Origin of the sequence: Rhodococcus sp. BP-349, from assembly GCF_019835845.1 — a bacterium.
Taxonomy (GTDB): domain Bacteria; phylum Actinomycetota; class Actinomycetes; order Mycobacteriales; family Mycobacteriaceae; genus Rhodococcoides.
Genome location: NZ_JABUDR010000001.1, coordinates 163656 through 186036 on the forward strand (window position 1 = coordinate 163656; position 22381 = coordinate 186036).

Below are 22381 nucleotides of genomic sequence, written 5' to 3' on the forward strand. Positions count from 1 at the left end.
TGTTTGTAAGAAAGCCGATATGGTCGCAGATGTGACCGAGACCACCGCCGTGACCGAGCCGGCCGTCCAGCCCGCCCGCCGGACGCAGGCGGAGCGCACCGCCGGCACGCGGGCCAAGCTTCTCGACGCCGCCATCGACACGTTGGTGGACGTCGGGTACTCCCGCGCCAGCACCCAGGAGATCGCACGTCGGGCGGGCGTGTCCCGCGGTGCCCAGCTCCATCACTTTCCGACGAAGGAAGCGCTCGTCGTGGCGGCCGTCGAGCGGCTCGTCGAGCGGCGGTTGGACGAGCTGGTCGGGGTCCACCGCGGTGGGCCCGTCGGCCCGGCTCTCCTGCTCGACGCCTTCTCCGGCCCGTTGTTCCATGCGGCACTCGAACTGTGGGTAGCCGCCCGCACGGATGCGGCTCTACATGCCGCGGTGGAACCACTCGAGCGTCGAGTGACCGAGGTGTTGCAGGAGGGCGGCCGAGAGCTCTACGGGGACAGCATGTCTCCCGCTGCCTTCGACCTGAGTATCGAACTCGCACGAGGGATGGCCGTGTCGGCCATCTTCCGAACCCCCGAGGAGGAACACGCGATGCGTGCACGATTGTTGCCGGAGTGGGAGCGGGCGGTGACGGAGCTGTGACGACCACACTGCCCGCGCACGTCGATGTTCTCGTCGTCGGATCCGGATTCGCCGGTATGGGAGTGACGGCGCGGGTGCTCCGCGAGAATCCGTCCGCCGACGTGCTCGTGATCGAGCGTGCCGACGACGTCGGAGGGACCTGGCGTGACAACACGTATCCCGGTGTCGCGTGCGATGTTCCGACGTCGCTGTACTCGTTCTCCTTCGCACCGCACTCCGACTGGAGCCACACCTTCGCTCGCGGACCGGAGATTCATCGGTACCTGCGCGGAGTGGCCGACGACTTCGGGATCCGAGACCGTCTCGTCACCGGCTGCGCGCTGCTCGGTGCGCAGTGGGACGAGGAACGCTGCGTCTGGGACGTCACCACGGAGAAGGGCGATCTCACCTGCCGAGTGTTGGTCGCGGCCACGGGAACGCTCTCGACGCCGAAGCTGCCCGCCGTGCCGGGACTCGACACGTTCACCGGGCACACCTTCCACTCCGCGACGTGGGACCACGACTACGACCTGAGCGGCAAGCGTGTCGCCGTCGTGGGCACCGGCGCGTCGGCCATCCAGTTCGTTCCCGAGATCGCTCCGGTCACGTCGCAGCTGCACGTCTTCCAGCGCACCCCGGCATGGGTGATCCCGCGCATGGATCGCACGCGCGGTCCGATCGAGCGATGGTTCTACCGCCGCGCGCCGTGGACCCTCGAGGCGCAGCGCGGTGCGATCTACGCCTACCGCGAGATGTACGTCGAGATGATGGCCAAGCGGCCCAAGCTCCTGTCGATCGCGCACACCATCGCCACGGGCTTCCTCCGGCTGAAGGTGCGCGACGGCGGACTCCGCAAGCGTCTCACGCCGGGCTACACCATCGGCTGCAAGCGCATGCTGCTGTCCAACGACTGGTACGACACGTTGCAGCGACCGGACGTCGAACTGGTGGACAGCGGTCTGGCCTCGATCACGCCGACCGGTGTGGTGGACTCCGCTGGCCGCGAGCGCGAGGTGGACGCCATCGTCTTCGGTACCGGCTTCACACCCACCGAGCCGCCCGTCGCACATCTGTTGCGCAGCAGCGACGGACGGACTCTCGCCGAGCGGTGGGGTGGCAGCCCGCGTGCCTACCGAGGTACGACGATGGCCGGCTTCCCGAACCTCTTCCTCATGTACGGGCCGAACACCAATCTGGGGCACAGCTCGATCGTCTACATGCTCGAGTCCCAGTCGGCGTACGTCCAATCCGCTCTCCGCGAGATGACTCGGCGCAGCGTCGATGCCGTCGACGTGAGTCCGTCCGCGGTCGACGAGTGGAACGCGTCTCTCGACGCCGACCTGGCCGGCACGGTGTGGAACACCGGCGGATGTTCGAGCTGGTACCTGGACGCGAGTGGACGGAACTCGGCCATGTGGCCGACCTTCACGTGGAAGTTCCGCAAGGCGACGGCCGCGTTCGACATCGAGAACTACCGCACGCTGAGAGCAACCGGAGGGCCGGACGCCGGCCGAGCTGATCGAACCACACCGTCGGAGAAGGCAGCGATATGAAGAACACGTACGACGTCATCGTCGTCGGATCGGGTTTCGGCGGCAGTGTCTCCGCCCTGCGTCTGACAGAGAAGGGATACCGCGTCGGTGTCCTGGAGTCCGGTCGTCGCTTCGAGGACGACGAGCTGCCCAAGACGAGCTGGCGACTGCGGAAGTATCTGTGGGCACCCATGATCGGGTGCTACGGACTGCAGCGGATCCACCTGCTCCCCAACGTCCTGGTGATGGCCGGAGCCGGTGTCGGCGGCGGATCCTTGAACTACGCCAACACGCTGTACCAACCTCCGAGCCGCTTCTTCGAGGACCCGCAGTGGGGCGACATCACCGACTGGGAAGCGGAGATGACGCCGTACTACAAGCAGGCGCGTCGAATGCTGGGCGTCGAGGACAACCCGACCATCACCCCTGCGGACAAGGTCATGCGCGACATCGCCGAGGAGATGGGCGTCGGGGACACGTTCAGCACCACACCGGTCGGCGTGTTCTTCGGTCAGCCCGGGCAGAAGGGGCGCGACGTCCCGGACCCCTTCTTCGGTGGTGCCGGGCCCACCAGGACGGGGTGCACCGAGTGCGGTGCGTGCATGACGGGGTGCCGTGTCGGCGCCAAGAACACTCTGGTGAAGAACTACCTCTACCTCGCCGAGAAGGCCGGTGCCATGGTGCATCCGCTGACCACGGTCACCTCGGTGCGTCCGCGCGCGGGCGGCGGGTACGAGGTGCGGACGCGTCGTACCGGTGCGAAGCTGCGACGCACGGAGACGGTGATGACGGCCGACCACGTCGTCTTCGCCGCCGGCACCTACGGGACGCAGAAGTTGATGCTGGCGATGAAGGAGACCGGGAATCTGCCCCACCTGTCGGACAAGCTCGGGTCCGTGGTGCGCACCAACTCCGAAGCGGTGCTGGCCGCGACGGCGCGTGACCGGCAGATCGACTACACGGAGGGCGTGGCGATCACCTCGTCGTTCCACCCCAACGATCACACGCACATCGAGCCGGTACGATACGGCAAGGGCAGCAACGCCATCGGACTGCTGCAGACCGTGCTCAGTGACGGCGGCGGCAGGCTGCCGCGACCGCTGAAGACGCTGGGCGTCGCGCTGCGCCACCCGGCCGCCACCGTGCGCAGCCTGTCGGTGAAGAACTGGTCGGAACGCACCGTCATCGCGCTCGTCATGCAGACCGACGACAACTCGCTGGAACTCGGTTCCAGGAAAGGTCGATTCGGTCGGCGTCTGACCTCCCGCCCGGGGGGTGGCAGCCCGCCGCCGAAGTGGATCCCGGAGGGGCACATCGCGATCAGGAAGGCCGCGGACAAGATCGGCGGCGATCCGGGTGGCTCGTTCGCGGACGTCTTCGACATTCCCATGACCGCGCACTTCCTCGGTGGTTGTGTCATCGGTGCGACGCCGGAACGGGGCGTCATCGATGCGTACCACCGGGTGTTCGGGCACGAGGGTCTGCACGTCGTCGACGGATCGGCCGTGAGCGCGAACCTCGGCGTCAATCCGTCGCTCACCATCACCGCCCAGGCGGAGCGGGCGATGGCCCTGTGGCCGAACAAGGGAGAGGACGATCAGCGTCCGCCGGTCGGCACAGGGTACGAACCCCTCGCCCCGGTCCGCCCCGTCGCTCCCGTGGTTCCCGCCGAAGCACCCGGCGCACTGCGACTCCCGCTCACCGTGGTGGGTCGGAACCGCTGACTCGCGCCGGCTCGATCCCGAGACGACACAGGCCCCGACCTCCTCGCGGAGATCGGGGCCTGTCCCGTTCGGTCACTTGCCGGAGATGGGTCCCAGCAGCGAGGTGGTCCAGATCGCCGAGTTGGCGGACCCTGCCGGGTCACCGGCCGGCACCAGTCCGTTGATGGTCACCTGTCCGCCGGCCAGTCCGCGTGCGGGGTTCGGCGGGAGGGTGAGGCCGCAACTCTGCTGCACGTCGGCAATGCCGGGCAGCGAGTTCTGGCGGCACTGACCGCGTCCCTCGACCGTCAGCGGGCCACCGGGCAGGTTGTCGTACGTGATCGACAGCGCCGCACCGAACTCGGGCTGTGCCTTCGAGGAATAGCAGACACGCGCCGTCGCGGCCGTGATCTCGCTGGGCGAGGTCGAGGCCGCGCCGGTGGCCGGATCCACACTCGCGGCGTGCAGTTCGGTGGTGCGCTCGCCTCCCGCGCAGGCCGGTGACGACCCCACGGACCGGGAATTCACCTCGCGTGTCACGTTGTAGGCGATGGGGCCCGTCGGCTGCGGGATCCCCGCGGGCGGAGCCGGATCGACGGGTGCGGTGCCCTCGCCGAGTGAGTACAGCGTCCACACCGATCCGGTGCGCCCACCGGGCAGCCGCAGCGGGTTGGCCACCGAGTTGCTGGTGGCGACACCGGCGCTCACACCGGACTCGTTGGGCTGGATGCGGAGAACGCAGTCGACCGCGCCGCGTCCGGGCGATCCGGGGTAGAGCTCGAAGCCGCACGGTCCGCGCATGTCGAGACGACCGAGGCCGGGAGCGTCGAGAGTGCCCCACTGGTCGAGGATCTGGGTCCCGTCGAGTCCCAGCCCGTCACACACGTAGATGGGCCCGACGTTGCGTGCCGTCTCGGCGGTCAGCACGCCGGACGCGGGGTCCGACTGGAACGTGTACATGCGGGCGTCGAGACGTTCGACGAGGAGGTACTGGGCCGGAACGCCGTACTGGGCGTTGCACCGCGCGGTGTCCTCGGCTGTCGGTCGATTGCCGCTGTCCACCGTGCGGAAGACGTGGAACTGGCCTGGGCCGTCGCTGATCGATCCGAGAAGGGTCGACGGTGCCACCGGTCCCGGCTCGGCCGAGGCGGTGCCCGTGAAGGAGGCGACCGCGGTGACGGCCGCAGCGGCGACGAGTCCCGCCCGCCGCAGAAGACCGGATCTGCTCGAACGACTGTGCATTGTTGTATTCCCCCCAGAACTGCTGCCATCTCGACGACCGAAGAGTGCCACACGAATCACCCATCTCCGACATGTGTGTGACCTGGCACAATGCCCGCCGCGCGGCCCTGGACGAGTGGACACGAGGGGACGGTCGGACTGACCGTAGTGTCCACCGGAGCAGCACAGTGCTGCGCAATTCGTGCCGGGGGGCTCCTGACGTGTCGACATTCTCACTGACCAGAGTCATGGTCACCGTGATGGCCGTGGCCGCCATGACCGTGTTCGGAAACGCAACAGGGAGTGCGGATCCCGCGATACCACCGTCCCCGGCGCCCGGTGGCGCGCGAACCTTCGCCGAACTCCCGTTGCCCGGACAGCCGGAGGGCATCGCCGTCGATCCGTCCGACGGCAGCGTGTGGACGGGATCGAATCGGCCTCGGTCGTCGGGCACGGTCTGGCATCACGACGGTTCCGGTGTACTGATCGGTAGCTACGACCTCGTGGGGCACTCCCCGGACGCCGAGCACGGGGTCAACGGCATCGCGCTGGACGGTGCGGGCCGGGTGTACGCGCTCGACTGGTCGGGTGCGCGTGCGGTGCGACTCGATCCTGCGTCGGGAGCCCAGTCGGTCTACGCGACGTTCCCCGATCTGCCGTCCTGTGGTCGGGGGATCGTCCCGTGTGAGCCGAGTCCTGTCGATCGACCCGCGTGGCCCAACTACCCGGTGTTCGACGCGGCGGGCAATCTCTATGTGAGCGATCTGAATCAGGCCACCATCTGGAAGGTGCCGGCCGGCGGCGGTGAGGCTCGGATCTGGTACCAGAGTGCGGATTTCGTGTCGCTGTACAGCGTCAACGGCATGCAGTTCGACGCGCAGGGCCGCCTCGTCTTCGTGGTCACGATCTCCCTGACAGCGGACCCGTCGATCTTCCGCGGGAAGCTGTTCCGCCTCGGCATCGACGGGAACGGTGGTCCGAGTACTCGCGAGGAGATCGCCACGACGTCGCAGGGTGACGGCATCGCCATCGGGGAGTCGGGCCGCGTCTATGTGGCGGTCGCGAACCCGATCATCAACGACGTCGAGATCGTGGAGCCCGGACGTGGCGTCGTCGGCGCGCTCCCGTCCCCCGACGCGAGGGCGGCGCTGTCGGTGCCGCTCGTCACGCCCGCATCGTTGGCCTTCCGGGGCACGTCGGTGTTGGCGACCAACCATTCCCAGTACGCGCTCGACCCCCGCGAGTGGTCGATCCAGGAGTTGGGCGTGGGGGAGCGAGGACTGCCTCTTCTGTACCCGACGCCTTGACGCTAAGACCGTAATTGGACTGATTCCAGAAAAGGGGTCATACTGGAACGGATCGACATTCTGCGTGTGCGCGAGTCGATGCCCGGGTATGCGGGTATGACGGACGTTCTGCGTCACACCGCGACGCTTCGCGTCTGCCACGAACAGGAGGCACTGGACTCATGACACAGCCGAGGCCCACGACCAACAACGCCGGTATCCCGGTTCCCAGCGACGAGCACTCCCTCACTGCGGGTGCGCAGGGACCGATCCTGCTGCACGATCACTACCTCATCGAGAAGATGGCGCAGTTCAACCGTGAGCGGGTCCCGGAGCGTGTGGTGCACGCCAAGGGTGCAGGCGCCTTCGGCACGTTCGAGGTCACCGGTGACATCTCGCAGTACACGCGGGCGGCGGTGTTCCAGCCCGGCGCGAAGACCGAGATGCTGGCACGCTTCTCCACCGTCGCGGGCGAACAGGGCAGCCCCGACACGTGGCGCGACCCCCGCGGTTTCGCGCTGAAGTTCTACACCACCGAAGGCAACTGGGACATGGTCGGCAACAACACGCCGGTGTTCTTCGTGCGCGATCCGTTGAAGTTCCAGGACTTCATCCGCAGCCAGAAGCGCATGCCCGACTCCGGTCTCCGAGACAACAACATGCAGTGGGACTTCTGGACGCTGTCGCCCGAGTCGGCACACCAGGTGACCTGGCTGATGGGTGACCGCGGAATCCCGAAGTCGTTCCGCCACATGGACGGTTTCGGTTCGCACACGTACCAGTTCATCGCGGCCGACGGAACCAAGTCGTGGGTCAAGTTCCACTTCAAGACGGATCAGGGCATCGACTACCTGACCCAGGACAAGGCCGACGAGCTGGCGGGCACGTCGCCCGATCATCATCGTCAGGACCTGTTCGGATCGATCCGCAACGGCGACTTTCCGAGCTGGACAGTCAAGGTGCAGATCATGCCGTACGACGATGCCGAGACGTACAAGTACAACCCGTTCGATCTGACGAAGGTCTGGTCGCAGAAGGACTACCCGTTGATCGAGGTCGGCACGATGACCTTGAACAAGAACCCGGAGAACTTCCACGCCCAGATCGAGCAGAGCTCGTTCGAGCCGTCCAACCTCGTGCCGGGCATCGGCGCGAGCCCGGACAAGATGTTGCTCGGACGCATCTTCAGCTACGCGGACGCGCACCGGTACCGCATCGGCACCAATTACGCGCAGCTGCCGGTCAATCGGGCGAAGGCGGAGATCAACTCCTACTCCAAGGAGGGTGCGATGAACATCCACTACAACTCCGCGGAGACGCCCGTGTACGCCCCGAACTCGTACGGTGGTCCCGCCGCCGACACGAACGCGTACGGCGACGACGGTGCCTGGGACTTCGAGCCCCGATTCGTGCGCACCGGGTACGTGCAGCATCCCGAGGACGGCGACTTCGTCCAGGCCGGCATTCTCGTGCGCGAGATCATGGACGACGACGCCCGCGAGCGTCTCGTGGGCAACATCGTCGGCCATGCGCTGAACGGTGTCACCGAGCCTGTGCTTCAGCGGGTGTTCCAGTACTGGAGCAACGTCGACCCCGAGATCGGCAAGAAGGTCGAGGAGGGTGTGCGCTCCGGACAGGGCGAGACCGCCCCCACGACCGGCGCCGGCGCGGTGGACGACCCGGCCGACGAGGCCGCGAAGGTCTGATCCGCTCCGATTCTCGACGTCGCCCGTCGCACCCTCCGCAGGTGCGGCGGGCGTTGTCGTCGTCACACCTGAGGTAGCCCTCCGGTCGTGACGCTCCCCTCCCGCCGTTTGTCGTCCCTCACCCCCGGGTAGTCGAGGAGGGTGACTTCTCCCGCCGTTCTGTTCGACATCGACGGCACGCTCGTCGATTCGAACTACGCCCATGTCCACGCCTGGGCTCGTGCCTTCTCAGACGCCGGTATCGCTGTGGACTCGTGGCGGATCCACCGCTCGATCGGGATGGACGGCGCGAAGCTGCTCTCGTCGTTGGCGGGTGACGCACCCGAGGACGCGGCGGAACGCGCGAAGGAACTACACACGCAGTACTACGAGGAGATGTCCTCCCTGCTGTCGCCGCTGCCCGGTGCGCTCGACCTGCTCGGCGCGGTAGCAGACCGCGGGCTGCAGGTCGTACTCGCCACCTCGGCACCGGAGAACGAACTCGCGATCCTTCGCGGACTTCTCGGGGTCGAGGAGATCGTCTCGGAGTTGACGTCGTCGGAGGACGTCGAGACGGCGAAGCCGGAGCCGCGCATCGTCGACATTGCGCTGGACCGTGCCGGCGTCGGTGCCGAGCGCGCCGTCTTCGTCGGGGACTCCGTGTGGGACGTGAAGGCATCCGTTACAGCGGGCGTCCCGTGTATCGGAGTGCGCAGTGGCGGCGTCTCGAGTGCCGAGTTGACCGAGGCCGGCGCCACCGCGGTGTACGACGATCCTGCAGACCTGTTGGCGCACATCGACAGTTCGATGATCGCGCGCCTCGAATGAGAGAGAACGGCTACGCACCGATCGAGAACTACGCGGCGATCGGCGACGGCCGCACCGTCGCGCTCATCGCGGACGACGGGCGCATCGACTGGTTTCCCGTTCCCAATCTCGACACCGCGCCGGTGTTCGCGGCACTGCTCGACGCCGAGTCCGGCGGCTACATCTCGATGCGCCCGGCGGAGGAGTTCACGACCACGCGTCGGTACGCCGACGGCACCAATGTCCTGGTCACGACGTTCACCACCGAGTCGGGCGTCGTGAACGTCACGGACTCACTGAACACCGGTGTGGCGGGACGCCTTCCGTGGACCGAGCTCGCACGGCGCGTCGAGGGCGTCGAGGGCAGTGTCGACATGGAGTGGTCCGTCGCTCCGGGGACGTGTCTGGGAACGGCGTCGCCGTGGTCGTACGAGACGGTGCACGGCACGGTGCTGCGCGTCGACGGTGTCACTCTGGGCGTGCGCACTCTCAATGCCGACGACATCGAGCTCGAATCTCGCTCCATCAGTGGTCGATTCACCACCGCGGTCGGTTCGCGCTCCCTCGTGGCCGTGGTCGGTACCGAGGTGGAACCGCTGTATCTCCCAGTGCCGGAAGACGTCGACTCTGGCATCGATCGCACGATCGCCAACTGGCAGATGTGGTCCGAGGAGTTCCGGTACGAGGGCCCCTGGCACGACGAGGTGCACCGTAGCGCCCTCGCATTGAAGCTACTGCTGTACAGCCCGTCCGGCGCCATCGCGGCAGCGGCGACGACCTCGCTGCCGGAGCGGTGGGCCGGTGCCAAGAACTGGGACTACCGCTACGCGTGGGTGCGTGACACCGCGTACACGATCAAGGCGCTGATCCGCTTCGGCCTGCGCGAGGAGGTCCACGCCGCGGTGGCGTGGCTGCTGCGCATCATCCGCAGCAACGAGCAGATCACGCAGGTGTTCTACACCCTGAACGGTGAGATCCCGGGCGGCTCGACATATCCCGACGTGCCGGGGTGGCGCGGAGTCGGTCCGGTGATCAACGGAAACGAGGCGGCAACTCAGTTGCAGCAGGGGATCTTCGGTGACCTGTTCGACATCGTGTCCCTCTACGTCGACGCTGGCAACGTACTCGATGCGCCCACCGGTCGACTTCTCGCGGAGATCGCCGACACGACGTGTGACATCTGGCGCCGCAAGGACGCCGGGATGTGGGAGCTGCCCACGATCCGGCACTACACGTCCTCCAAGATGGGCTGCTGGCACGCGCTCGACCGTGCGGTGCACCTCTCCGAGCAGGGCATGATTCCCGGCATCGCGGACAGGTGGGTGACCGAGCGCGATCACATCGCTCAGTGGATCGACGACAACTGCTGGTCCGAGTCGCGCGGCGCCTACGTCTGGTACCCGGGCACGGATGAGCTCGACGCCTCCGTGTTGCTGCACGCGGGCAGTCGGTGCGTCGACGACGAGCGGATGTCGAGAACCGTCGACGCTCTGCGCGACGAACTCGGTTCCGGCGACCACCTCTATCGATACTCCGGCATGCAGATGGTCGAGGGTACGTTCGTCGCCTGCTCGTTCTGGGTCGTCGGCGCCCTCGCCAAGCTCGGCCGCGACGACGAGGCCAGCGCACTCATGGATCGACTGGTCACCAGCGGCAACGACGTCGGCCTCTTCGCCGAGATGATCGATCCCGACCGGTCGGCCGAGGACGAGCCGTCGACCTTTCTGGGCAACTTCCCGCAGGGGCTCTCCCATCTCGCTCTCATCAACGCGGCGCTCACGCTCGCCAGCGGCCACGACCACACGACCTCCGACACAGGAAAGTAGGACCACATGGACCTCGGAATCACGGGCAGAACTGCTGTCATCACCGGCGCGGACTCGGGAATCGGGTGGTGCACGGCGCAGATGCTGCTCGACGAGGGTGTCCGGGTCTTCGTCACGGACAAGGACCAGGACAAGCTGGACGCCGGCGCTGCCGAGCTCACGGGACCCGATGGGGCCGTCACGGCATTCGCCGCCGACGTGACGAAGCCCGCCGATGTCGACGCGATGCACGCGAAGGCGGTCGAGGCGCTCGGCACCGTGGACATCCTGGTGCAGAGTGCCGGCATCACCGGCGCACAGGGCATGTTCCACGAGATCGACGACGACGGGTGGTCGACGACGATCGAGGTCGACCTTCTCGGACCGGTGCGCGTCGTGCGCGCCTTCCTTCCCGAACTCCGTGCGGGCGGATGGGGGCGCATCGTGTTGCTCGCGTCCGAGGACGCGGAGCAGCCCTACATCGACGAGCTGCCCTACTGCGCGGCCAAGGCCGGCATCCTCTCGCTGGTCAAGGGGCTGTCGAAGACGTATGCATCCGAGGGTGTCCTGGTGAACGCGGTGTCGCCGGCCTTCATCCACACCCCGATGACGGACGCGATGATGGACAAGCGAGCCGACGAGCGTGGCACCGACCGCGACGAGGCCATCGAGAGCTTCCTGAAGGAGGACCGGCCGTTCATGGAACTCGGCCGACGGGGTACCCCGGAGGAAGTGGCGTCGGTGATCACGTTCCTGTGCTCGGAGCGTGCCAGCTTCGTCAACGGCTCGAACTACCGCGTCGACTCCGGTTCCGTCGCGACCATCTAGAGAGGACCCACGCCCATGACACGGTTCGGCTACACCCTCATGACCGAGCAGAGCGGACCGAAGCAGCTCGTCGACTACGCCGTGAAGGCGGAGGACGTCGGGTTCGACTTCGAGGTCTCCAGCGACCACTACTCACCCTGGCTGTCATCACAGGGACATGCGTCCTACGCCTGGACGATGCTCGGCGCGGTGGCGCAGGCGACGTCCCGGGTCGGCCTCTACACGTACGTGACCTGCCCCATCATCAGGTACCACCCGGCGATCGTCGCGCAGAAGGCGGCAACGCTGCAGATCCTCGCCGACGGCCGTTTCACGCTGGGCCTGGGAAGCGGCGAGAACCTGAACGAGCACGTCGTCGGCGAGGGTTGGCCCTCGGTGGACAAGCGTCAGGACATGTTCGAGGAAGCGGTCAAGATCATCCGGCAACTTCAGTCGGGTGAGCTGATCACGTGGCAGGGCGAGCACTACCGCGTCGACTCGGCGCGTCTGTGGGACACCCCCGAACACCCGCTCGAGATCGGCATCGCGGTCTCGGGGTCGAAGTCGATCGAGCGGTTCGCGCCGCTCGGCGACCACATGATCTCGACGGAGCCGAAGTCCGAGCTGGTCGAGGGCTGGGACAAGGCCAGGCACATCGGCACGGGCCTGAACCGGGAGTCGAAGAAGATCGGTCAGATCCCCATCTGCTGGGGTCCGGACGAGAAGGCGGCCACCGAGCTCGCGCACGACCAGTTCCGCTGGTTCGCGGGTGGGTGGGCCGTGAACGCGGACCTGCCGACGACGGCCGGTTTCGCGGGTGCGACACAGTTCGTCCGGCCGGAGGACGTGGCCGGAACCATCCCCTGCGGACCGGATCTCGATGCGATCGTCGAGAAGGTGGCGCCCTACTGGGAGGCCGGTTTCACCGACATCGCACTCGTGCAGGTCGGTGACGAGACCCAGGAGCGCTTCCTTGCCGAGGCTGCCGGGCCACTGCTCGAGAAGCTCCGCGCAGCGTCGTCCTGACGGACGTATCGATCAGAGCGCCGGTCCACGCACAGCGTCGTGGGCCGGCGGATTCGTGTCGGTGGACAGCTTGTCGCGCAACGACTCCGAGTTCAGCAGCATGTTCAGGACCACCGCGCACAGCGCACCCGCGCTGATGCCGGAATGGAAGATGGTCTGGAACCAGTCGGGGAACCGGTCGTAGAGGTCCGGCGACACCGTGGGCAACAGTCCGACGCCCACCGCGACGGCGACCACCAGGATGTTCGTGTTGTCGAACGACACCTGCGCGAGCGTGCGGACGCCACTCGCGGCCACCATGCCGAACAGTGCGATGCCCGCGCCACCGAGCACGGGAAGCGGCACACCCTCCACCACGGCACCGAGTTTCGGCAGCAACCCCAGCAGGATGAGGATGCCGCCGGCGAACGTGGCCACATGGCGGGTCTTGACGCCCGTGATCGCCACCAGCCCCACGTTCTGCGCGAACGCCGTGTACGGGAACGTGTTGAAGATGCCACCGAGCATGGTCGACAGGCCGTCGGCGCGCAGACCGTCGGCCAGGCGTCGCGGCGGAACCTTGGAGTCGACGATCTCACCGACGGCGATGATGTCGCCCGTGGTCTCGGTCATGATGACCAGCGCGACGATGCACATGGTGATGATCGCGCTGACCTCGAACGCCGGGAATCCGAAGTGGAACGGCGTGGTCACGCCGACCCAGTCCTGTTCCCGCACACCACTGAAGTCGGTCATGCCCAGCGGGATCGCGATGACGGTGCCGGCGACGAGTCCGAGCAGGATGCTCAGTCGCTTTGCGGCCGGGGGAGCGAACCGTTCGATCAACAGGATGATCAGCAACGTGAGTGCACCCATCCCGATGTACTTCGGATCACCGAAGTCCTCGGATCCCGTTCCGCCGCCGAACCATCCGGCCGCCACCGGCATCAGCGACAGGCCGATGATCAGGATGACCGTGCCCGTGACCAGAGGCGGGAACAGGTGGAGCAGCTTCGCGAACACCGGCGCCAGCGCCATCATGAACACGCCGGACGCGATCACGGAACCGTAGATGGCGGTGACGCCGTACTGCGAGCCGATGGCGATCATCGGTGTCACCGCGGCGAAGGTGCAGCCCTGCATCAGCGGTAGTCGTACCCCGAAGCGCCAGAACCCGACCGCCTGGATCAGTGTCGCGATCCCGGCGACGAACAGGTCGGCCGTGATGAGGTACGGCAGGTCGCTCGACTGCAGTTCCCCCGCAGCGACCAGGGCGCTGCCGACGATGAGAGGGACGGCGACCGCGCCCGCGTACATCGCGAGCACGTGCTGCAGGCCGAGTGGAGCCAGCACAGACAGCGGGGGAATGTGGTCGACCGGATGCGTGCCCGCCCGACCGCGAGTGAACCTCGACAACGACACCATGGGACACAGTGTCGGCCCTGCCCGTGTCGTTCGTCGGTCCTCTCGGTTTCCGCGCCGTTACGGCGTAGCCCGCCGGCTCAGAGTGTGGTGGCGGCGAAGGACACGAAGACGACGAACAGTGCGGCGCCGCCCAGCGCGGCTCCGATCATCGCCTCGCGGCCGTTGGTGGCCGTGCCGTCCTCGTCCCGGCCGATACCGACCCATCCGCACACCACCGCGAGGATGCCGGTGGGCACCGCGACGATGTCACCCACGAAGGGCACGAACGCGCAGACCAGCGCGACGATGCCCGCGACCAGCGCGCTGCTGCCCGCGCCGTTACGATACGCGGGACGTGATGACGGAGTGTCGGTCACACCCGGAAGGGTCTCAGGTGCTCCCCGCGGCGCCGCCACCGCCACCCGCGCCGGCCCCGGACACCGTGCCGGCGCTGCTGTTGGTCGAGGTGAACACCGAGGAGAAGACGACCCAGTTCAGCAGTGCGGGGTCCGAGGCGTGCAGTGATCCGGACGGTGAGGCGAAGGCGCGCAGCGTCGTTCCGCCGTCCGCGTCCGTGGCCGCCTCGAGGCGCTTCGTGAACGTGGAGCCGAGCCCCAGCGCGACGATGTCGGGCAGTGCGTCGTCCAGATCGAGCGAGGAGTCGTCGTCCTTTCCCGACTGCTTCAACCCGTCACGGTAGGCCTCCCAGGGACGAGCGGCATCGAGACCGGCAGCCGAGAATCGCGAGTAGGCGACCGTCATGACGAGGCCGGCGATCAGCAGGATCCCGCCGGGAATCGCGGCGACCAGCATGATGGGGGCCCCGGAAGCAGCGACCACGCCTGCGCCCACCATGACTGCGCCGCCGAGAAGTGCCAGTCCGACCAGACCCCAGCGTGGTCCGGCCGTGCCGTGGCGCACCCACCCGTTCGCCTCGAGGTGCGCGTCGACGACGGCCTTCGTGGAGCCGTGACCCTGCGCGAGTTTCGTGAGCGCGGTGCTGTCCACCACGTCGCCCTCGGCCTTCTCGGACAGCATGGTCCAGACGGCGTCCTGCACGTCGCCGCGTACCTTGCCGCGGTCGAGCAGTCGGACTCGGAGCGTGTCCTTGTCACGTTTCTTCGACCCGGAACCCGGCTCGGACTCGAGAGCCACTGCGTCGGCCGCCGCGAGCGCCAGCAGCGTGGCCGGCACCGCACTCGCCTGCGCGCTCCGATGGACCAGAGCCGTGACGATCGCGGGATCGGTGGTGTGATCGGGTCGGTAGGTCGTCGGAGGCTGCGCCGACACCGTGGGCCGCGAACGGCGACGGTAGATCTGCGCCGCGCCCGCGGAGCCGACCAGCACGACGGCGAGACCGGTCCACGGGAGCCACGTCGACCCCGGCCCGGCGGCGAACTCGTCGAGCGCCGTCACTGGTGGCCCGACCAGGATGGAGGACTCGAGCCGGTCGATGCCGTTCGTCAGACTGCCCGCGACGTCACCGTCGCGCAGCGGCGGCACCAGGGCGTCCTCGATGATCGCTTCCTGCTCGTCGCGGGGAACATTGCCGTCGTCGAAGGTGGAACCGAGGAAGATCCCGGCCCGAGCCTCGTCGTCGGTACCGGGCTCGCGGTTGATCAGGATGGCACCGGCGACGTCCTGATCGACGTCCGCCGTCGACACCCACGCCTGCTGGAGTGCCTCCACCTGATCGAGGGTGTCGTCCGAGTCGGCGTCCAGCTCGCGGACGTACGCGACGACGTCGGCCCCGGTCTCGGCGCGCAGCGCGTCGAGTCTCTGCTCCAGCGCCTCGACGTCGGCCGGACCCAGCGAGTCCCCGGTGCGGTCGTACACGCGTTGACCGACCGTGAGCCCGTCGAACTGTGTGTCACCGGAGCTGTCGGAGCAACCGGCGAGACCGAGCACTGCTGTCGCCGCGATGAACGCGACCGCGAACCGGAACCGTGTCATGCCGTCATGATAGGCAGACTCGACGGTCCGGTACGCGTGTCGCGTGTGGGTCAGCGGTTGTCGACGGCCTCGGCCAGCTCGCGCAGGCGCGGCAGCGCACGGTCCGTCAGCAGCTGCTCGCGGGTGTCGGCCGAGACGGCCATGCTGTCCTTCCAGAGGGAGCGACCCGCCATCGCGCCGCTGGCGCCGTTCGCCACGGCGGTGCGCACCTGCTCGATGAACGTCTCGTGATCCACACCGGCGGACAGGACGGCCCACGGCACGCCGTTCGCGGCGGCGGTCACGGCGGCACAGGCTTCGGCCGATCCGGGGTACTGCAGCTTGAGCACCTTGGCACCGCACTCGACGGAGATGCGGGCGGACTCGGCCACGAGGGACGGGAAGCGCTCCGCGTAGTCGACGGCCGATTCGCCCTCGAGCCGGTACGTGAGGATCTCGACGATCAGCAGCAGACCCTCGGCCGAGCACGCCTTCACCAGTTCGGCGATCTCCTGGCCGACCCGCGAGTCCGCCGTCTGACGGTCGGGGCGCATGTACCACAACATCTTCGCGACGTCGCCGCCCAGATCGCGCACCACGCGCGGGGTGACGCCGTCGACGAAGCGGGTGAACTTCAGACCGTCCACGGTCTCGAATCCCGAGGCGTCCATCCCGACCACGAGCGCGGTGTCCCGCGACAACGTGCCCTCGTCGACGACGCGGGGGAGCGCCACCTCCGGGTCGAGCAGGATGGCGGGAGCGTGGTTGCCGAGGTACTTCACGAGATCGCCCTTGGCATCGGCGAGTTGATCCTTCGAGATGGAGTCCGGACCGTCCGGGGCGTCGTTCATGACGGCCTTCATGCCGTTGCGCTGGTCGCCGGCCACGATCAGCATGTTGCCGTTCGCAGTGGAGATGGCGGCCATGCCGCGTCGTTCCAGTGTGGTGAGGTCGTTCATGTCGGAGCTCCTGTCGGTGGTGCGAGGTGGGGTTCGGTCGCTCGAGTCGAGCAGTCTGGAGGCGAACAGGGCTGCGCCGTAGGCGGTGTCCTGTGTTCGGCCGGAGGTGGTGATGTCGGGCAGGACGGCGGCGCGGGCGTCGCGGACGCAGGCCATACTCGCCCAGCCACCGGTGAGGATGCTGCGCCGTGCGGGCGGGACCTCACGGTCGAGCGCGGCGACCAGCAGGGCCACCTCGTCGTTCCCGTGGAGCAGCACGGCGCGGAAGAGTTCGGCGGCGTCCACCCCGTCGGTCCGGATGGTCAGTGCGAGCACACCGTCGTCGTTGCGTGCACCGGAGACGGTGACACCACCCTCGGCGACGGATCCCGCGGACGGCAGTGCCTGCACGCGCTGGTCCAGCCCGTCCCGCCCGGCGCGATCGGTGATGTCGCACAACTGCAGTGCGCGGCGCATGAGCAGTCCCGACTTCACACCGGCCACCAGCACGTACTTGCCGGGCACGACGTGGCGGACCGAGTTGATCAGGTGCTCGGCCAGTCGCGCGCGACTGGCCGCGGACGGTGGCGTGTCCAGGACGCGCAACAACACCTCCGCGGTACCCATCGAGACGAGGTAGGTGTCGTCGGCGATGTCGCCGCCGGACACCGCGGACACGAGGTGGTCGTGGCCCGCGACCGTGAGGGCGGCCCCGCGTACGAGCTCGGGAAGCCATGGCGCCGAGGCGAACCCGAGTGCGGTGCCGGCAGCGACGAGGGGCGGGAGGAAGGTGTCGTCGACACCGAGGTGCGCCAGCATGTCCCGCCAGGGGGCGCCGGTGTCCTGGTCGAGCAGCCCCGTACGCGACGCCAGCGAGTACTCGCTGACAGCCCGTCCGCCGAGAGCGGCGACGACGAACGCGGGCAGATCCAGCCATCGGAGTCCGCTGAGATCCAGTCCGCCGGCCTGCAGATGCAGGATCTTCGCGACCGAGACCTGCACTCCGAGAGGTATTCCCGTGGTGGCTGCGAACGCGGCCCGCAGCGGCTCGGGCAGGGCGGCGACCTGCTCCCCGCCGCGCGGGTCGAACCACGCGAACGACGGCGCCACGACCTCCAGCCCTGCGTCGACGAGGAAGCCCGTCTCGCCCATGCCCGAGACGGCGACGGCGTCGAGCCGGGCGTGCGGATCACCGGTGACGTCCGGCAGTCGGCGCGCGACGATCTCCACCAGGTGGCGCACGGTGTCGAGGAGATCGTCCGCCGCCATGTCGGTGGTACCGCCGGCCCCGTGCGTCCAGGGAGTGGCGAGTTGCTCGATCAGGACCTCGGAACCCGAGGAGTCGCTGACGAGGATCTTGATTCCGGTGCTGCCGAGGTCGAGACCGGCGACGAGGGACATGCTCACGGGCGGTACCGCTTTCCAGCGCTGGGGGACTGTCTATTCGGGGGAGCGAGATGCGAGCTGCGCACTTCCTGAACGAGATGCGAGCTGCGCTCGACGAGAGTCGTGTCGGCGATACCGGCCACGGCGTCGAGGGTGGGATCGTCGAAACGCAGCAGCAGACGGTCGAACGCCGCGGCTCCGATCTCGTACGGGTTCTGGTCGATGCAGGTGACGGGAGGATCGACGGCGTCGGCCAGAGCGAAGCTGCCGAACGACACCATGGCCACGTCCGTGCGGTGGATCTCGTGCAGGACCGACACGACGGCACCGGCGTGGCGGGCGTTGGAGACGAACAGCGCCGTCGGGGGTTCGGGAAGGGCGAGCAGGTCCAGCACCACCGGGCGCACCGCGTCCGGCGACGGCGCTACTTCGGGAATGCCGTCGCCCGGGGCGCTGAGACCGTTCTCGGTGAGGACGTCGACGTACGCGTCACGGCGACGTTGCGCCGTCTGCAGTCGCGCATCGTGACCGACGAGGGCGATCCGCCGGTGCCCCGCGTCGACCAGCACCCGGACGGCGCGTCGAGCCGCCGAGTAGTCGTCGACGGTGACGGAGTCGAAACCCGGGATCGAGCGGTCGACGGTCACCACCGGCAGGGTGTGGCGGCGCGGGGTGAGAAACGACGAGTGGTCGCCGACGGGGGCGAGCACGATGCCGCGCACGTGTTGACCGGCGAGGCGGGTGAGTTGCGACAGTTCGCGCTCGGGATCGAACCCGGTGCTGCCGACCATGACTCCCATGCCGCGATCGAGCGCACGCTCCTCGATCGCGCGTACCAGGGAGGCGAAGAAGATGTCGTCGATGGAGTCGACGACGATGCCGATGGTGGTGCCGGATCCGGACTTCAGTGATCGTGCGGCGGAGTTGGGAACGTAGTTCAGTTCGGCCACCGCCGCTTCGACGCGCTCGCGCAGCTCGGGGAGCACCGTGTCGACACCGTTGACCACGCGCGAGACAGTCTTGAAGCTGACGCCTGCCAGTGCGGCGACGTCCTTGATGCTGGCGCGGTGGGTCACGGGGAGACTCTCGATCGGGGGTGGGGACGGTCCGGCATTGCTGCGAGACAACGTTGTCTTCTATGATCGTCACCGTGCACACCTCCTGTCAAGACATCGTGTGGAACAGCGGTCCGCACGTGGTGATCGCCGGGGTCGCCGGCAGTGGCAAGTCGACCCTCGGAGCAGCGGTCGCCCGGGATCTCGCAGCGCCGTTGCTCGACCTCGACACCCTGACGGCGCCGCTGCTCGATGCGCTGAATCCGCTGCTGGGCAGTGGTCACTGGAACGAGTCCGGCGACGCGGCGCCCCTGATCCGCGCCGGGCGGTACGCCGTGCTGCGTTCCGTGGCAGCAGAATTGACGTCGGTGGGCGTGCGGTCCGTGATGGTCGCGCCGTTCACCCGTGAAATGCAGGGTGGTGACGAGTGGGCGGCCCTGGTCGATGCCGTGGCGCCCGCACCGGTGGTCGTCGTTCATGTCGACGGCACCGAGGCGCTCCTGACCCGTCGCCGCGCGGACCGCGGTCTGGACCGGGATCGCCACCGCGCGGACACGCCGCATCGGAGCCCCGCTGTCCCGCATCTGCGCGTCGACGCGTCTCTGACCACCGCGCAGCAACTGTTCCGTGTTCGCGGGGCGTTGGGACTGGTGTCCCCGCCCGTCGATCGGGGTGGCGTCGTCGGCCGGCCGTTCGACGCGATGCTGTTCGACCTGGACGGAACGCTCGTCGACTCGACAGCAGCGGTCGCGCGGTGCTGGGCCGAGGTCGGAGACGAGTACGGATTCGCGGTCGCGGACATCGCCCACGGAATGACGGCGGCGGAGTCCATGTCGCTGCTTCTCGGCGATGTGGACGGGCCGGCGGCAGCGCTGCGGCTGGGTGAGCTCGAGACCCACGACGTGGCCGATGTGGTTCCCACTCCTGGTGCGGTGAAGCTCTTCTCGGCGCTGCCCGGACCGCAGGTGGCGATCGTGACGTCCGGGGCGCCCTCGGTCGCGAACGCGCGTCTCGCGGCGGCAGGACTGACCGCACCGACCACGATGGTGACATCGTCGGACGTCGCACACGGCAAGCCGGACCCGGAGCCCTACCTTCTCGCGGCGCGCAGGCTGGGGATCGACCCGAGCCGCTGCCTGGCCGTCGAGGACGCGCCGGCCGGTGTGCGATCGGCACGGGCCGCGGGTTGCGCCGTGATCGGCGTGGGAGGTACCCACGACAGTGCCGAGCTGGACGCGGACCTGCAGGTCGACACCCTGGATCAGCTGACGGTCACCCTCGCCGAAGGAGGCGTCACCGTGTCACTGCGGTGACGCGGCGCCGTCGGGGAGCGTGCACGATTCCCTCTCGATCAGCTCGACTCCGAGCACGTTGCGGCGGCGGTAACGCCGGCGCGGGTTCTCGATGCGTCCGAAAATGCGATCGATCGCTTGGAGCCCGAGTTCGGCTGGGTTCTGGTCGATCACGGTGACGGGCGGGTACAGAGCGTCGGCCAGCGGGAAGTCGCCGAAGCCGACGTACGCGGGGCGCGTCGCTCCGCGCTTCTGCAGTTCGGGCACGCACGCCATCGCGGTGCGGGCGTTGGACAGGAACAGCGCCGTGGGCGGAGCCGAGGAGTCGAGCAGTGTGCGCATCGCCTCCCGTGCCTGATCGCGGCCGAGGACTCCGGTGACGACCAACGCGTCATCGTACTCGATCCCGTTGCTCTCCAGCGCATCTCGATACCCGGAGAGGCGGTTGAACGCGGTGCTGATGGAGATGTCGTCGCCGACCAGAGCGATGCGCCGGTGGCCCCGATCGAGAAGATGGGTGGTGGCCGTCCAGGCACCGCCGTGATCGTCGTCGACGAACGTGTCGGCGGTCAGCCCGGACGGCGCGCGGTCCACGAACACGGTGGGGGTGCGCTCGGCCCACCGCTTGAGATATGCGTGATCGGTTCCGATGGGCGCGATCACCAGACCGCTGAGTTGTCGTCGCAGGAGCGACTCCACCAGCGATCTCTCGAGGGACGCGTCGTGACCGAGGCTGGTCATGATGACGGCCATGTCGTGCAGACGGGCTCGATTCTCCACCGCACGCGCGATGGAGGCGAAGAACGGATCGTCGATGTCCGGGACGGCCACCCCGATGGCGCCGGTGTGTCCGGCACGGAACGACGTCGCGATGGTGTTGGGAACGTAGTTCAACGATTCGAGAGCTGCGTTCACCCGCGCGCGAGTCTCGGGATCGACGTGCGGATCGTCGTTGTAGACACGTGACACGGTCTTCGCGCTGACGTTGGCCAGTGTCGCGACATCCTGCATCGTGGTCATCGGGCCACCTTCTTCGTACGTGCCGGGACAGTATGACGGGTCAGCGGCTGGTGTACCCGCCGTCGACCGGAAGAGACACCCCGGTGATCATCGAGGCGTCGTCGCTCAGCAGGAACGCGATGGGGGCCGCGATCTCGGCCTCGGTGGCCCACCGACCGAGCGGCATCTGCGACAGGAACGGGCCCTCGATCTCCGGGCGCCCCCAGTAGAAGGCGGACATCTCCGTCATGACGACGGTGGGATTGACACTGTTGACCCGGATGCCGTGCTTGCCGAGTTCGAGTGCCGCGACGCGAGTGATGTTGTCCAGAGCCGCTTTCGAGGATCCGTACGAGATGTGTCCGGGGAGCGCCGCGAGCGCTGCCTGGCTCGAGACGTTGACGATGGCCCCGGCGCCGGCGGCGATCATCGCGGGAGCCGCGTACTTGATCACGAGGAGGCTGCCGCGTGCGTTGATGGAGATGACCTTGTCGAAGATGTCGATGTCGGTGTCCTGGGGGGTGGCGATCTCGCCGCCGAAGCCGCCGCAGTTGACCACGCCGTAGAGCTCGAGGCCGGACAGGGCCTCGCGGATGCTGTCCTCCGACGTGAGGTCGAACGGCAGTGGCCGCGCACCGGTCTCCTCCTGCAGGGCCGCGAGCGCGGCCTCGTTCCGTCCGGACGCGATGACGTCGGCGCCGTCGGCGACGAGGCGCCGCACGGTCGCGGCACCGATGCCGCCGCTGGCTCCGGTGACGAGGATGGTGCGGCCGTCGAACTTCGGCGGGTAACTCGGCGACATGAGGTTCTGCCTTCTGGAGAGTCGTGGGTGTGACAGCGATGCGATGTCATCGATGTCATGGCCACCGTCGAGGTGATCCATGACATCGATGACACGGACCGTACGTCACCGT

18 protein-coding genes are annotated in these 22381 nt (G+C 68.0%); 10 read left to right on the plus strand and 8 right to left on the minus strand.

From position 1 onward, the window contains the following. Positions 1–19 precede the first annotated feature (19 nt). From HQ325_RS00760 to HQ325_RS00770, 3 genes are read left to right on the plus strand one after another with little or no spacing between them, the layout of a single operon-like run. Positions 20–631 carry a TetR/AcrR family transcriptional regulator gene (locus HQ325_RS00760; protein ID WP_222626299.1) on the plus strand — a complete coding sequence of 204 codons (612 nt, stop codon included), beginning with the start codon at positions 20–22 and terminating at the stop codon, positions 629–631. Next, complete coding sequence (locus HQ325_RS00765) at positions 628–2163, plus strand: NAD(P)/FAD-dependent oxidoreductase (RefSeq protein ID WP_308014202.1); 1536 nt, start codon at positions 628–630, stop codon at positions 2161–2163. The genes HQ325_RS00760 and HQ325_RS00765 overlap by 4 nt, the downstream gene beginning before the upstream one ends. After that, on the plus strand, positions 2160–3866 hold the full coding sequence (locus HQ325_RS00770) for a GMC oxidoreductase (RefSeq protein WP_222626300.1): 1707 nt from the start codon (positions 2160–2162) through the stop codon (positions 3864–3866). Before HQ325_RS00765 ends, HQ325_RS00770 begins: the two co-directional genes overlap by 4 nt. Before the next feature lie 72 nt (positions 3867–3938). Here the strand turns inward: HQ325_RS00770 and HQ325_RS00775 are convergent, their stop codons facing one another. Next, a complete protein-coding gene (locus tag HQ325_RS00775) occupies positions 3939–5087 on the minus strand; it encodes a hypothetical protein (RefSeq protein ID WP_222626301.1) in 1149 nt (382 codons plus the stop codon). Between the two features lie 200 nt (positions 5088–5287). Here HQ325_RS00775 and HQ325_RS00780 point away from each other — a divergent pair, with 200 nt between their 5' ends. The 6 genes from HQ325_RS00780 to HQ325_RS00805 all read left to right on the plus strand — a co-directional run bounded on the left by HQ325_RS00780 (position 5288) and on the right by HQ325_RS00805 (position 12482). Then, positions 5288–6373, plus strand: coding sequence for an SMP-30/gluconolactonase/LRE family protein (locus HQ325_RS00780; RefSeq protein WP_222626302.1), 1086 nt, complete (start codon positions 5288–5290; stop codon positions 6371–6373). A 161-nt stretch (positions 6374–6534) separates the two neighbouring features. Further along, positions 6535–8058: a catalase gene (locus tag HQ325_RS00785; RefSeq protein WP_222626303.1), complete on the plus strand. Its 1524-nt coding sequence runs from the start codon at positions 6535–6537 to the stop codon at positions 8056–8058. 141 nt (positions 8059–8199) lie between these two features. Then, complete coding sequence (locus HQ325_RS00790; protein WP_222626304.1) at positions 8200–8865, plus strand: HAD family hydrolase; 666 nt, start codon at positions 8200–8202, stop codon at positions 8863–8865. Beyond that, entirely contained in the window at positions 8862–10670 is a 1809-nt protein-coding gene (locus HQ325_RS00795) for a glycoside hydrolase family 15 protein (RefSeq protein ID WP_222626305.1), read from the plus strand. The genes HQ325_RS00790 and HQ325_RS00795 overlap by 4 nt, the downstream gene beginning before the upstream one ends. A 6-nt stretch (positions 10671–10676) precedes the next feature. Then, the gene (locus HQ325_RS00800; RefSeq protein WP_222626306.1) at positions 10677–11477 is read left to right on the plus strand and encodes an SDR family NAD(P)-dependent oxidoreductase; all 801 of its coding nucleotides are present in this window, start codon (positions 10677–10679) and stop codon (positions 11475–11477) included. 15 nt (positions 11478–11492) lie between these two features. After that, the gene (locus HQ325_RS00805) at positions 11493–12482 is read left to right on the plus strand and encodes an LLM class F420-dependent oxidoreductase (protein ID WP_027506666.1); all 990 of its coding nucleotides are present in this window, start codon (positions 11493–11495) and stop codon (positions 12480–12482) included. A 12-nt stretch (positions 12483–12494) separates the two neighbouring features. On the opposite strand, the gene HQ325_RS00810 is transcribed toward HQ325_RS00805, so the two are convergent. From HQ325_RS00810 to HQ325_RS00830, 5 genes are all read right to left on the minus strand, one after another. After that, a complete protein-coding gene (locus tag HQ325_RS00810; RefSeq protein WP_222626307.1) occupies positions 12495–13886 on the minus strand; it encodes a nucleobase:cation symporter-2 family protein in 1392 nt (463 codons plus the stop codon). A 77-nt stretch (positions 13887–13963) separates the two neighbouring features. Further along, positions 13964–14242, minus strand: coding sequence for a hypothetical protein (locus HQ325_RS00815; RefSeq protein ID WP_027506667.1), 279 nt, complete (start codon positions 14240–14242; stop codon positions 13964–13966). A 13-nt stretch (positions 14243–14255) separates the two neighbouring features. Then, the gene (locus HQ325_RS00820) at positions 14256–15818 is read right to left on the minus strand and encodes a TPM domain-containing protein (RefSeq protein WP_222626308.1); all 1563 of its coding nucleotides are present in this window, start codon (positions 15816–15818) and stop codon (positions 14256–14258) included. Between the two features lie 50 nt (positions 15819–15868). Further along, on the minus strand, positions 15869–18136 hold the full coding sequence (locus tag HQ325_RS00825; RefSeq protein ID WP_261777830.1) for an FGGY family carbohydrate kinase: 2268 nt from the start codon (positions 18134–18136) through the stop codon (positions 15869–15871). A 2-nt stretch (positions 18137–18138) separates the two neighbouring features. Next, complete coding sequence (locus HQ325_RS00830) at positions 18139–19197, minus strand: LacI family DNA-binding transcriptional regulator (protein WP_222626310.1); 1059 nt, start codon at positions 19195–19197, stop codon at positions 18139–18141. Positions 19198–19271: 74 nt separating this feature from the next. Between HQ325_RS00830 and HQ325_RS00835 the strand changes: the two genes are divergently transcribed. Then, positions 19272–20489: an HAD-IA family hydrolase gene (locus HQ325_RS00835; protein ID WP_222626311.1), complete on the plus strand. Its 1218-nt coding sequence runs from the start codon at positions 19272–19274 to the stop codon at positions 20487–20489. On the opposite strand, the gene HQ325_RS00840 is transcribed toward HQ325_RS00835, so the two are convergent. Continuing rightward, entirely contained in the window at positions 20478–21488 is a 1011-nt protein-coding gene (locus HQ325_RS00840; RefSeq protein ID WP_222626312.1) for a LacI family DNA-binding transcriptional regulator, read from the minus strand. The genes HQ325_RS00835 and HQ325_RS00840 overlap by 12 nt on opposite strands. Positions 21489–21528: 40 nt before the next feature. Further along, positions 21529–22269, minus strand: coding sequence for an SDR family oxidoreductase (locus tag HQ325_RS00845; RefSeq protein ID WP_222626313.1), 741 nt, complete (start codon positions 22267–22269; stop codon positions 21529–21531). Positions 22270–22381: the final 112 nt, after the last annotated feature.